This is a genomic window from Micromonospora echinofusca (genome assembly GCF_900091445.1).
Taxonomy (GTDB): Bacteria; Actinomycetota; Actinomycetes; order Mycobacteriales; family Micromonosporaceae; genus Micromonospora; species Micromonospora echinofusca.
Genome location: NZ_LT607733.1, coordinates 4,777,340 through 4,790,077 on the forward strand (window position 1 = coordinate 4,777,340; position 12,738 = coordinate 4,790,077).

Sequence of the window (12,738 nt, forward strand, 5' to 3'; positions counted from 1 at the left end):
GATCAGGCGGTGGGCTGATCGTACCGGGCGACGCCGCCGAAGGCGCCGAACCGCTCCGGGTGCTCGTCCACGTCGGAGGGCGAGTCGGGGCGCCACAGCGGCATGTGCACCACGCCCGGCTCCAGCAGCGTCCAGTCGCCGAAGAAGCTCGTCACCTCGGCACGGGAGCGCAGCGTGATCTCGGTGTCGGTACGCGCGGAGAGGCGCTGCGCGTCGAGCATCTCCTGCGGCTGGTCCTCGAACGTGGAGTGCGAGATGACCAGGTGGCTGCCCGGCGCCGCGGCGGCCCGGAGGGTGGCCAGGACGTCGCCGGGGCGGTCGGCGTCCGGGATGAAGTGCACCACCCCGGCGAGCAGGATGCCCAGCGGCCGGTTGAAGTCGAGCAGCCCGAGGTCACGGGCCCCGGCCAGGATCCGCTCCGGCTCGCGCAGGTCGGCGTGGATGACCCCGGTCAGTTCGTCGCCGGCGAGCAGCTCACGGCTGTGCGCCACCGCGACCGGGTCGATGTCGACGTAGACCACGCGCGCCTTGGGGTTGGCCGCCTGCGCGACCTCGTGCACGTTGCCGACGGTGGGGATGCCGGAGCCGACGTCGAGGAACTGGTCGATGCCGGCGTCGAGCAGCGTCCGTACGGCGCGACGCAGGAACTCCCGACCGGCGCGCATGGTCGCCGCCAGGTTCGGGGTCATGCTCGCGATCTGCTCGGCGAGCTGCCGGTCGATCTCGAAGTTGTGCGCCCCGCCGAGGAAGTAGTCGTAGACCCGGGCCGCGCTCGGCCGGGACAGGTCGATCTCGGCGGGAAGTCCGTCCGGCATCTGCACTGCTGCACCTCATGGTCGTCGCCGCGGTGCGGGAGGGGACCGGTGCCGGGGTGCGTGAGCACGCGGGCACCGGCCGACCCGCGGGTCGTGTGGTGCTCACCACTCTAGGCCGCGAACTCCCGGCTCCGGGAGGTCCCACGACCCACTTCGTCGGCCCTTGCGGCCCTCGTCACGGTCCGTACGACCCACCGGACCGACCCGTCACGGTCGGGGCACCCGACGCGCACGCGCGGGCCGGACCCCCGCGGGTGCCCGGGAGCCCGGCCCACGTGGCTCAGGCGGCCTCGAGCAGCAGCGAGATGCCCTGCCCGACGCCGACGCACATGGTGGCCAGCGCCCGCCGGCCGCCCCGGCGGCGCAGCTCCAGCGCGGCCGTCAGCGCCAGCCGGGCGCCGCTCGCACCGAGCGGGTGCCCGAGCGCGATCGCCCCGCCGTTCGGGTTGACGTGCTCGGCGTCGGTCGGCAGGCCCAGCTCGCGCAGCACCGCGACGGACTGCGCGGCGAACGCCTCGTTCAGCTCGATCACGTCGACCGCGTCGAGGCCGAGGCCGTGGCGGTCGAGCAGCTTGCGGGTGGCCGGCACCGGCCCGACGCCCATCACGCGCGGCGGTACGCCGGCCGCGGCGACCCCGGCGACCCGGGCCAGCGGGGTCAGGTGGTAGCGGGCCACGGCCGCCTCCGAGGCGACCAGCAGCGCCACCGCGCCGTCGTTGACGCCCGAGGAGTTGCCGGCGGTCACCGTGCCGCCCTCGCGGAACGGGGTGGGCAGCGCGGCGAGCTTCTCCAGCGAGGTCTCCCGGGGGTGCTCGTCGACCTCGACGAGCTTCGTCTCGCGCCGACCCGCCGGCACGGTCACACCGACGATCTCCTCGGCGAACCGGCCGTCGGCCTGTGCCTTCGCGGCCCGCTGCTGCGAGCGGTACGCGAACTCGTCCTGCTCGGCGCGGCTGACGCCGTACTCGGCGGCGACGTTCTCCGCCGTCTCCGGCATGGAGTCGATGCCCCAGTGCTTCTTCATCAGCGGGTTGACCAGCCGCCAGCCGATGGTGGTGTCGTAGACCTCGGCGGTGCGGGAGAACGGGGTGGTCGCCTTCGGCATCACGAACGGGGCGCGGCTCATGCTCTCCACCCCGCCGGCCACCACGAGGTCGGCCTCGCCGGCGACGACGGAGCGGGCCGCCGTGGCGAGGGCGTCCAGGCCGGAGCCGCAGAGCCGGTTGACGGTGCTGCCGGGCACCTCCTCGGGCAGCCCGCCGAGCAGCGCCGCCATCCGGGCCACGTTGCGGTTGTCCTCGCCGGCCTGGTTGGCGCAGCCCAGGACCACGTCGTCCACCCGCGCCCAGTCCACCGACGGGTGCCGGCCGACCAGCTCGCGGATCACGTGCGCGGCCAGGTCGTCGGGGCGGACGCCGGCGAGGGCGCCGGCGTACCGGCCGATCGGGGTGCGGACACCGGCCACCAGGTATGCCACGGTCATCAGCGCGATCCTTCGGGGGGTGGGAAGGGCGGGGGCGGGGCGGTTCCGGGTCGCGGGGACGCCCGGCAGCCAGGATATCCGCGCGGGCAGCGGATAGGTTGGCGGCATGGCCCGGGCCCAGTTCAGCGCAGAGACCAGCGGCGGCGGCGAGTTCGTCCGCCAGCCCAACCGGTTCACCGGTCGGGTCACCCCGGACTCCGACTCCCCGCCCGGAGGCGGGCCCGACGCGCAGGGCCGCTGGCCGCTGGAGGCGGGACGCTACCGGCTGATCTGGTGCCGGGCCTGCCCGTGGGCGCACCGGGCCCGGATCGTACGCGACCTGCTCGGCCTTCAGGACGCGATCTCCCTCGGCACCGTGGACCCGATCCGCGACGAGCGGGGCTGGCGGTTCGCCCTCGACCCGGACGGGTTCGACCCGGTGCTCGGCATCGGCTTCCTCTCCGAGGCCTACCTCGCCACCGACCCCGACTACACCGGTCGCGTCACCGTGCCGGCGCTGGTCGACACGCGCACCGGCCGGGTGGTCACCAACGACTATCCGCAGCTCACCCTGGACCTGTCCACGCAGTGGCGCGGCCTGCACGGGCCGGGGGCGCCGGACCTCTACCCGCAGGCGCTGCGGCCGGAGCTGGACGCCCTGATGGCGGAGATCCACCGCGACGTCAACAACGGCGTCTACCGGTGCGGCTTCGCCACCTCCCAGGCGGCGTACGAGGAGGCGTTCACGGCCCTCTTCGCACGGCTCGACGCGCTGTCGCAGCGGCTCGCGGGGCGCCGCTACCTGATGGGCGACGCCATCACCGAGGCCGACGTGCGGCTTTTCACCACCCTGGTCCGCTTCGACGTGGCGTACCACGGTCACTTCAAGTGCAACCGGCACAAGCTGACCGAGATGCCGGTGCTCTGGGCGTACGCGCGGGACCTGTTCCAGACGCCGGGCTTCGGCGAGACGGTCGACTTCGACCACGTCAAGCGGCACTACTACGGCACCCACGCGGCGATCAACCCGACGGGGATCGTCCCGCTCGGCCCCGACACCTCCGGCTGGACCACGCCGCACGGGCGTGGCTGAGCCGCGCCGGGCCGGCCCACGCACCGCACCGCCCCGGGCCGCCGCCGCGTCGGCCTCCGCCGCCTGCGTGGTCGGGGGCGCGGTCGCGGTGACCGTCGCCGTGGTCGCCGGTCCGGGGCCGGGCCTGACCGGGTACGTCAGCGAGGCGGGCGTCACCGACAGCACGTACGCCCCGGCGTACCGGATCGGGGTCTTCGCCCTGACGGCCGGGTTGTTGCTGCTCGCGACGGCGCTGCCCCCGGTGCTGCGGGCGGCGGCCGGGCTGCTCGCGGCCGGGAGCGTCTTCGCGCTGGTCTCCGGGGCGGTGACGTGCAGCGCCGGCTGCCCGCTGCCACCGTTCGAACGGGCGACCACGGCGGACCTGGTGCACGGCGCGGCGAGCATCCTCGCGGTGGCCGCGGTGGTCCTCGCGATGCTGGCGGTCACGCTCACCCGGGCCGCGCCGTCGGCGCTGCGCCGGCTGGCCGCGGTGGCCCTGGCGGCGGCCCTGCCGCTGGCGGGCGCGACCGCCGTGGCCCTGGTCTTCGTGGGGCGTGGCGGCCTGATCGCCGTCCTGGAGCGGCTGCTGCTGCTGGTGGCCGTCCTCTGGGGCGCGGCCACCGCGACCGCCGTCGCGCTCCGCCGGTAGGCGGGGGCCACCCCGGTCGACACCCCGCGTCGGGGAGGAGCCCCGCCCCGGGCCGCTGTAAGGAGCGTCACCGCATGGGCTCCTTCCGCTGCATCGACGGCCGGCGTTATCCTCGGCGACGATGACCAACGTCTGGCACCTGACCGTGCGCCTGTATGTCGACCTCCGACTGCAGGCCAGCGGCGTCTGTCCGGCGCAGCCGCTCTCCTGACGCTGCCCGTACCGACCCTCCAGACCTGGGACACACCCTCATGGCTTCCGCCCTGCGCAAGATCCCCTTCTCCGTGCAGATCCTGCTCGGTCTCGTCCTCGGCGTCGCGCTCGGCTTCCTCGCCCGCGCCAACGACCTGAGCTGGCTCACCAGCACCCTCGACACCGTCGGCGGCCTCTTCGTCCAGCTGCTCAAGCTGGCCGTGCCGCCGCTGGTCTTCACCGCCATCGTGGTCAGCGTGGTCAGCCTGCGCGGCGTGACCAACGCCGCCCGGCTGGCGCTCAAGACCCTGCTCTGGTTCGGCGTCACCGCGCTGATCGCGGTGGGCGTCGGCATCGGGCTCGGCGTGCTCACCGACCCGGGCCGGGGCGTCACCCTCGACGCCGCCGGCGCCACCGCCCCCACGAAGACCGGCTCGTGGACCGACTTCCTCACCGGCATCGTGCCGACCAACCCGGTCGGCGCGTTCGTGGACGGCAACGTGCTCCAGATCGTCTTCCTGGCCCTCGTCGTCGGCGCGGCGGCGCTGCTGGTGGGCGAGCCCGCGGAGCCGTTCGTGGCGATCAACCGCGCGCTGCTGGAGATCGTCCAGAAGGCGCTGTGGTGGGTCATCCGGCTCGCCCCGATCGGCACGCTCGGCCTCATCGGCAACGCCGTCGCCTCGTACGGCTGGGACCTGGTGGCCCCGCTCGCCAAGTTCACCACCGCCGTCTACGTCGGCTGCGCGATCGTGCTCTTCGTGGTCTACCCGCTGCTGCTGGTGGGCGCCGGCCGGCTCAACCCCCTGCGCTTCTTCGCGGGCGCCTGGCCCGCGATCGAGCTGGCCTTCGTCTCCCGCTCCTCGGTGGGCACGATGCCGGTGACCCAGCGCTCGGTCGAGCGCCTCGGCGTCCCCCGCGAGTACGCCTCGTTCGCGGTGCCGTTCGGCGCCACCACGAAGATGGACGGCTGCGCGGCGGTCTACCCGGCGCTGGCGGCGATCTTCGTCGCCCAGGTCTTCGGGGTGCAGCTCGGGATCACCGACTACCTGCTGATCGCCTTCGTATCGGTGGTCGGCTCGGCCGCCACCGCCGGCCTGACCGGCGCGATCGTGATGCTCACCCTGACCCTGAGCACGCTGGGCCTGCCGCTGGCCGGCGCCGGCCTGCTGCTGGCGATCGACCCGATCCTGGACATGATCCGCACCGCCACCAACGTCGCCGGTCAGGCGCTGGTCCCGACGATCGTCGCCGCCCGCGAGGGCACCCTGGACCGGGCCGCGTACGACTCCGCCGGCCGGCGCCCGCTGCTCGCCCCGACCGACGCCGACACCGACACCGGGCCGCGCCGGGCCGAGCAACCGGCCCCCGTACCGGCCTGAGCCACCCGCCGCGTCCGAGCGACCCCACGACGCGGGGAGGGCCCCACGGCGGGCCCTCCCCGCCTTCGGAGAGGATGACCACATGAGTGTCCTGTTCACCCCGTTGACCCTGCGCACGGTGACCCTGCCCAACCGGATCGCCATGGCGCCGATGTGCCAGTACACGGCCGGCCCGGACGGCCTGCCCACCGACTGGCACCTGGTGCACCTGGGCGCCCGCGCGGTCGGCGGCGCCGGCCTGGTGATGACCGAGGCCACCGCCGTGCTGCCCGAGGGGCGGATCAGCCCGCAGGACACCGGGCTCTGGTCCGGGGCGCACGTCGACGCCTGGCGGCCGGTGACCGCGTTCGTCGCCGCGCACGGCGCGGTGCCGGTCGTACAGCTCGCGCACGCCGGGTTCAAGGCGTCGACGTACCGGCCGTGGGCGCCCCGGCGGGGCGGGGTGCCCGACGCCGAGGGCGGTTGGACGCCGGTCGGCCCGGGGGCCGCGCCCTTCGTCCCGGACTACCGGGTGCCGACGGCGCTGGACGAGGCCGGGATCGCCGGCGTGGTCGAGGCGTTCGCGGCGGCGGCCGGTCGGGCGGTCGACGCGGGGTTCGCGGCCGTGGAGATCCACGCCGCGCACGGCTACCTGCTGCACGAGTTCCTCTCCCCGCTGACGAACCACCGCGACGACGGCTGGGGCGGGGACCGGGCCGGCCGGATGCGGCTGACCCTGGACGTGGCGCGGGCGGTCCGCGCGGCCGTCGGCGAGGACGTGCCCGTGCTGACCCGTGTCTCGGCCACCGACTGGGAGCCGGCGGGTTGGACGCCCGAGGACAGCGTGGTGCTCGCCGGTGAGCTGGCCGCCGCCGGGGTGGACCTGGTCGACTGCTCCTCGGGCGGCGCCTCGGCCACCGCGAGCATTCCGGTCGGCCCGGGCTACCAGGTGCCGCTGGCCGCCCGGGTACGCCGGGAGGCGGGAATCGCCACCGGCGCGGTCGGCCTCATCGTCGAGCCGGAGCAGGCCGAGCAGATCGTCGCGTCCGGCGACGCCGACCTGGTCCTGCTCGGGCGGGAGCTGCTGCGCGACCCGTACTGGCCGCACCGGGCGGCAGCCAAGCTCGGCGCCACCCCCGCCTGGCCCGCCCAGTACGCCCGCGCCTGACCCCAACCCCGCCCGCCGGGGCGGGCGGGGTTCGGGTGGGTCAGCCGGCCAGGTGGAACCACTGGGGTTCCAGGTCGTGCCACGGCCCCTGGGCGGCGACCGTGCCGGAGCACAGGACCACGACGTGGTCGGCCCGCACCAGGGCGGCCCGCTTCGACGTCGAACCCACCACGGTCACCCCGTGCTCGCGCAGCGCCTGCCACAGCGCCAGCTCCGTGGTGACGTCCAGCGCCGAGGAGACGTCGTCGGCCACCAGCAGCTCCGTACGCGGGGCGAGCGCCCGGGCCAGCGCGAGGCGCTGCAACTGACCGCCCGAGAGCCGGGTGCCCTTGTGCCCGATCAGCAGCCCGAGCCCGCCGCCGGCCGCCGCCAGGTCGTGGTCGAGCTGGGCGGTCGACACCGCCGCCGCGGCGTCCACCTGGTGGCCGAGGGTGATGTTGTCGGCCACCGTACCGGAGAGCACCCGGGGCAGCTGGCCGACGTAGCCCACCTGCTGGGGGCGCAGGAACAGCTCCGGCTCGGTGACAGGGTCGCCGTTCCAGGTCAACCGCCCGGTGTGCGGGGCGATGCCGGCCAGCGCCCGCAGCAGCGACGACTTGCCCGAGCCGACCGGGCCCACGACCAGCACCAGCTGTCCGCGTTCCACCGTCAGGTCGACGTCGCGTACGGCCACCGTCCCGTCGGTGTGCCGGACACCGAAGTCGGTCAACTCCAGCCGGCGCAGCGGGTGCCGGGGCGGCACGACGGGCGCCGGGGCCGTCCCCGCGCCGAGGTCGACCCCCGGCACCGACGCCGAGTACGCCTCCACACCGGTCATCGCCACCGTCCGCCGGGTCCACACCCGCGCCGACGGGATCTGCGAGATCAGCGAGGCCGTCGTCCAGGCGAACCAGCGGGCGGCGGCCAGGGTGGCGACCGCGACCAGGGTGGCGCCGGCCGAGAGGTGCCCCGCCAGGAAGAGCGCCCACGCGCCGATCGGCAGCAGGCCGCTGACCAGCGACGGGGTCGACCGGGACCAGACCTGCACGGAGATCTCCCGGCGCTGCCGGTCGCTGCGCACCACGTCCAGGTCGGCCAGGTGGGCCAGCACCGGACGGGTGGCGCCGGCGAGTTTGACCGTACGGGCGGCCGACAGCGAGGAGACCAGCGCGGTGGCGAACGCGGCCCGCGCCGCGACGGTGGCCCGCGCGGAACGTTCCAGGTGGGGGCCGAACAGCGTCGCGGCCAGCCCGGAGACCAGCATCGTGCCCGCGAAGAAGAGCCCCGGCACCACGCTGCCGGTGACGGCGGTCATCGTGACCAGGAGCAGCAGCGAGAGCCCCTGGTCCATCAGGTTGTCGGCGAGCTGCACCACCCGCTCGGTGTCGCCGCCCTGAGCCACCACCTCCGCCGGCGTGTGCCGGCTGACCCGGCGGGGGCCGGTCTGGCCGTGCACCAGGCGCAGGCTGATCCGCAGCATCTGCCGGACCCACCACTGCGGGAAGCGTAGGCCGTTGAAGTACGGCACCGGCAGGGTCACCAGCAGGCCGACGACGATCCCCAGCGCGGGCTTCCACGGGTCACCGGTGCCGTCGACCACGTCCGCCCAGAGCCACGGCAGCACCGGCCCCTCCAGCCCGAGGAGCACGAGCAGCAGGAACAACGCCAGCGAGGCCAGCCCGTACCGCGCGTCGTTGAGGCACAGCCGCAGGATCTCCCGCAGCTCGCGCAGCCCGCGCGGGGACGTCGGCGCCGGGTCCCCGCAGGCGGCGGACCCGCCCCCGTCCGCCCGGCCGTCGACCGACCCGACCGACGCCGTCGGGGTCGCGGGGGCCGACCCGACCGGCGGGACGGCCGACGCCTCGATCGGCGGCACGGCCGAGGACGTGGCCGACGAGACGGCCGGCGGGCCGGGAAGGGGCGCCTCCGGTGGGAGGGACTCGTCCCGGCCGGTGGTCGGCCACGGGTCCGACGGGCCGGTCAGCAGGTCGACCCCGCCGGAGCGGCCGCCCGGCGCCGCGTGGGCGTACGCGGTGGCGTGGCTGGTGGCGAGCAGCTCGGCGAAGCGTTCCGAGGAGTCCAGCGGCCCGGCCTCGACGACCGCTCCGTCGGCCATCACCACCACCTCGTCGCAGCGGCGTACGGAGGAGAGGCGGTGGGCGATGACGATGCCGATCCGGTCACGCAACAACCGCTCGGTGGCCTGCTGCACCCGCGCCTCGGTGACCGGGTCGAGGCGGGCGGTGGCCTCGTCGAGGATCACCACGTGCGGATCGCGCACCAGGATCCGGGCGAAGGCGACCAGCTGCTCCTGCCCGGCCGAGAGCACGTGCCCGCCGTCGCCCAGCCGGGTCTGCAACCCGGCGGGCAGCTCGGCGATCCAGCCGTCGAGCCCCAGCTCGCGCAGCGCCCGGGCCGCGGCGTCGAGCAACTCCGGATCGAACAGCGCGACGTTCTCGGCCAGGGTGCCGGCGAGGATCTCGGTGCGCTGGGGCACCACGGCGATCCACCGGCGCAGCGCCTCGACGTCGAGGCCGCACACGTCGTCGCCGGCCAGGAAGACCGTGCCCGGCGGCACGTCGACGGCCCGGGTGAGCACCTTCGCCAGGGTGGACTTGCCGGAGCCGGTCCGGCCGACCAGCGCGTACGAGCGGCCCCGGGTGAAGGTCAGGTCGACGTCGCGCAGCGCGGGGCCGCGCCCGTCGTCGGCGCCCCCGTAGCGGAAGGTGAGGCCCCGCACCACCAGGTCGCCCTCGGCCGGGGCGCCCCCGCCCACGGGCTCCTGCCGGGAGCCCGCCAGCAGCTGCACCCGCCCCCAGGCGCCGAGGGCGTACTGGAGTTCGGGGACCATCCGGCTGACGTGCTCGACGGTCATGCCGAAGCCGATGGCCAGCAGCCAGATCGCGGTGAGCCGGGCGCCGTCGACCCGGCCGGTGACCAGCGCCCACGCGCCGCCGAGCACCACGGCCGCGATCCCGGCCCGGATCACGCCGGCGGCCACGGTGGTGACCTGGGCCGACATCCGCCACACGCGCACCCCGCGACTGAGCACCTCGGCGGCCCGCCGGGCGTAGAGGCGCAGCACGTACGGCCGGGCCAGGCTGGTGCGTACGTCGTCCTGGCCGTGGATCGCCTCCTCCATCACCGCGGCGAGGTCGGACCAGGCCTCCTCCTCGGCCATCCGGGCCGGACCGATCCGCGCCGTGGGCTTGCGCAGGCCGAGGGCCAGCAGCACGGTCAGCACCAGCATCCCGACGCCGGCCGGCCACCACACCGCGAGGGCGACGACGGTCGACAGCACACCCGCGGCGAGGCCCTGCGCGATCCGTACGCCCTGGTTGCGCACCGCGGCGGCGACCTGGTAGACGTCGCCGTCGATGCGGTCGAGCAGTTCGCCGACCGGGGTGGTCTCCAGGGTCGGCAGGTCCTGCCCGAGCGCGACCCGGCACAGCCGGCGGCGCACGTCGGCGGACCAGTCGGCGGTCAGCCCGGCCATCAGCAGGCTCACCGCGAGGTCGGTAAGGACGGCGGCGACCAGCGCGACGGCGAGCAGCGCGAAGAACCCGGCGGCGCGGTGCACGAGGACGGGGCCCGCCAGCGCGGCGGCGGCGGCCTGACCGCCGGCGCCGAGCACGATCAGACAGGTCACGATCGCCATTCGGCGGGGCGAGGTGGCCCACATGTCCCGGAGCAGACGCATGACGGAGTCCCTTCGGGCAGATCGGGCGGAGCATCCAGCCTGCTCGGTGGAGCCGGCCGGCTCAACGCATTTACCGGCCGTTCACCTGCCCGGACACCGGTGGCGAGGGCCTGCGCCGGACGGAGGGTCGGGGCCGCGCCGGTCGCGACAGCGGGGCCCGACCTGCGGGCGGACGCCGTGCGCGCCCGCGTCCGCAGCGCGTCCAGGTCGCCGCCGTGGCCGGTGGCTCAGAAGAGCACGGTGGCGAGCGTGCCGACCGGGCGGAAACCGCAGCGCTCGTAGACCCGGCGCGCCGGGAGGTTGAAGTCGTTGACGTAGAGGCTGACGGTCGGGGCGACCCGCAGCAGCGCGTCGCGCACCACCGCCGCCATGGCCGCCGACGCGATGCCCCGGCCCCGCCACTCGGGGGCCACCCAGACGCCCTGCACCTGGGCGGTCCGGCGGGTCACCACCGCCAGCTCGGCCTTGAACACCACCTGGCCGTCGACGAACCGGGCGTACGCCCGGCCCGTCCGGACCAGGTCGGTGACCCGCCGCCGGTAGCCGCGCCCGCCGTCGTCGGCGAGCGGCGACACGCCGACCTCCTCGGTGTACATCGCCACCGCCGCCGGGAAGAGCCGGTCGATCTCGCCGGCGCGCACCAGCCGCACCTGCGGGTCCGCCCGCAGCGCGGGCAGCGACTCGGTCGCCAGCAACGGCTGGTTGGGGCGTACGTCCCGGGCCGGCCCCCAGACGGCGGAGAGCCGGTCCCAGAGGCCGAGCACCGCGTCGGCCCGGCCCACGATCGACGAGCAGAGCCGCTCCTCGCCGGCCAGCAGATCGGCGTAGGCGGCGACGGCCGGCTCGGTGGCGAGCACGGGGGTGAGGTTGCCACCCAGCCAGCAGATCGACTCCAGGTTACGGCGGCTGCCGTAGCCCAGCACCCGTCCCTCGGCACGCCACCAGGCCAGGCCACGCGCGGTGATCCGCTCGGCGACCTGCGCGCCCGCGAACGGGTCGAGGTCGAGCAGCCGCTCGACCGCGCGGCGCTCCGACTCCCCCAGTTGCCGTACCGGCACCGTCAGCACGGCTACCAGCCTGCCAGATCCGCCCGGTGCCGCGCGGGCCGTGTGACGAGTGGGACCACGGCACCGGCACCGGACGGGCCGGCTGCGGGACGGGTCAGTGCACGCTGACGGTGGCGCCGGGGAGCAGGCCGCGCAGCTCCTCGGGCAGCTCGGCGCCCATCTCGTCGGCGATGCGCAGCGCCTCCTCGATGAGGGTCTCGACGATCTGCGCCTCCGGCACGGTCTTGACGACCTTGCCCTTGACGAAGATCTGGCCCTTGCCGTTGCCGGAGGCGACCCCGAGGTCGGCCTCGCGGGCCTCGCCCGGGCCGTTCACGACGCAGCCCATCACGGCGACCCGAAGCGGCACCGGCAGCCCCTCCAGGCCGGCCGTGACCTCCTCGGCGAGCTTGTAGACGTCGACCTGGGCCCGGCCGCAGGACGGGCAGGAGACGATCTCCAGGCCCCGCTCGCGCAGGCCGAGCGACTCCAGGATCTGGTTGCCGACCTTGATCTCCTCCACCGGCGGCGCCGACAGCGAGACCCGGATCGTGTCGCCGATCCCCTCGGCCAGCAGCGCGCCGAAGGCGACCGCCGACTTGATGGTGCCCTGGAAGGCCGGGCCGGCCTCGGTGACGCCCAGGTGCAGCGGGTAGTCGCACTTCTCGGCCAGCTGGCGGTACGCCCGGATCATGACCACCGGGTCGTTGTGCTTGACCGAGATCTTGATGTCGCGGAAGCCGTGCTCCTCGAACAGCGAGCACTCCCACAGCGCCGACTCGACCAGCGCCTCGGCAGTGGCCTTGCCGTACTTGGCGAGCAGCCGCTTGTCCAGCGAGCCGGCGTTGACGCCGATCCGGATCGGCACGCCCGCGTCGCCGGCCGCCTTGGCGATCTCCTTGACCTTGTCGTCGAACTGGCGGATGTTGCCCGGGTTGACCCGGACCGCCGCGCAGCCGGCGTCGATCGCGGCGAAGACGTACTTCGGCTGGAAGTGGATGTCGGCGATCACCGGGATCTGCGACTTCCTCGCGATCGCCGGCAGCGCCTCCACGTCGTCCTGGCTGGGCACGGCGACCCGGACGATCTGGCAGCCGGACGCGGTCAGCTCGGCGATCTGCTGGAGCGTGGCGTTGACGTCGGAGGTGAGGGTGGTGGTCATCGACTGCACCGACACCGGCGCGCCCCCACCGACCGGCACCGGGCCGACCATGATCTGGCGGCTGACCCGACGCGGGGCGAGCGGCGGGGGCGGTACGGCGGGGATACCGAGACTGACAGCGGTCACTTCAGGCAC

General features: G+C 75.0%; 9 protein-coding genes. 4 read left to right on the plus strand and 5 right to left on the minus strand.

The window, feature by feature from the left end:
• Positions 1 to 2: 2 nt before the first annotated feature.
• Positions 3 to 821 (minus strand): SAM-dependent methyltransferase, encoded by an 819-nt coding sequence (locus GA0070610_RS20315; protein WP_089001511.1) that lies wholly within the window; start codon positions 819 to 821, stop codon positions 3 to 5.
• 274 nt (positions 822 to 1,095) lie between these two features.
• Complete coding sequence (pcaF, locus tag GA0070610_RS20320; RefSeq protein WP_089001512.1) at positions 1,096 to 2,298, minus strand: 3-oxoadipyl-CoA thiolase; 1,203 nt, start codon at positions 2,296 to 2,298, stop codon at positions 1,096 to 1,098.
• 106 nt (positions 2,299 to 2,404) lie between these two features.
• Between pcaF and GA0070610_RS20325 the strand changes: the two genes are divergently transcribed.
• The 4 genes from GA0070610_RS20325 to GA0070610_RS20340 all read left to right on the plus strand — a co-directional run bounded on the left by GA0070610_RS20325 (position 2,405) and on the right by GA0070610_RS20340 (position 6,716).
• A complete protein-coding gene (locus GA0070610_RS20325; RefSeq protein ID WP_089001513.1) occupies positions 2,405 to 3,370 on the plus strand; it encodes a glutathione S-transferase family protein in 966 nt (321 codons plus the stop codon).
• Positions 3,363 to 3,998 carry a DUF998 domain-containing protein gene (locus GA0070610_RS20330; RefSeq protein ID WP_089001514.1) on the plus strand — a complete coding sequence of 212 codons (636 nt, stop codon included), beginning with the start codon at positions 3,363 to 3,365 and terminating at the stop codon, positions 3,996 to 3,998. Before GA0070610_RS20325 ends, GA0070610_RS20330 begins: the two co-directional genes overlap by 8 nt.
• 263 nt (positions 3,999 to 4,261) lie before the next feature.
• On the plus strand, positions 4,262 to 5,569 hold the full coding sequence (locus GA0070610_RS20335) for a dicarboxylate/amino acid:cation symporter (RefSeq protein ID WP_172896698.1): 1,308 nt from the start codon (positions 4,262 to 4,264) through the stop codon (positions 5,567 to 5,569).
• A gap of 82 nt (positions 5,570 to 5,651) precedes the next feature.
• Positions 5,652 to 6,716 carry an NADH:flavin oxidoreductase/NADH oxidase gene (locus GA0070610_RS20340; protein WP_089001516.1) on the plus strand — a complete coding sequence of 355 codons (1,065 nt, stop codon included), beginning with the start codon at positions 5,652 to 5,654 and terminating at the stop codon, positions 6,714 to 6,716.
• Between the two features lie 40 nt (positions 6,717 to 6,756).
• Here GA0070610_RS20340 and GA0070610_RS20345 read toward each other — a convergent pair whose 3' ends face one another.
• The 3 genes from GA0070610_RS20345 to ispG all read right to left on the minus strand — a co-directional run bounded on the left by GA0070610_RS20345 (position 6,757) and on the right by ispG (position 12,729).
• Entirely contained in the window at positions 6,757 to 10,395 is a 3,639-nt protein-coding gene (locus GA0070610_RS20345) for an ATP-binding cassette domain-containing protein (protein ID WP_089001517.1), read from the minus strand.
• A gap of 227 nt (positions 10,396 to 10,622) precedes the next feature.
• The gene (locus GA0070610_RS20350; RefSeq protein ID WP_089001518.1) at positions 10,623 to 11,462 is read right to left on the minus strand and encodes a GNAT family N-acetyltransferase; all 840 of its coding nucleotides are present in this window, start codon (positions 11,460 to 11,462) and stop codon (positions 10,623 to 10,625) included.
• Between the two features lie 94 nt (positions 11,463 to 11,556).
• Entirely contained in the window at positions 11,557 to 12,729 is a 1,173-nt protein-coding gene (gene ispG, locus GA0070610_RS20355) for a flavodoxin-dependent (E)-4-hydroxy-3-methylbut-2-enyl-diphosphate synthase (protein WP_089001519.1), read from the minus strand.
• Positions 12,730 to 12,738: the final 9 nt, after the last annotated feature.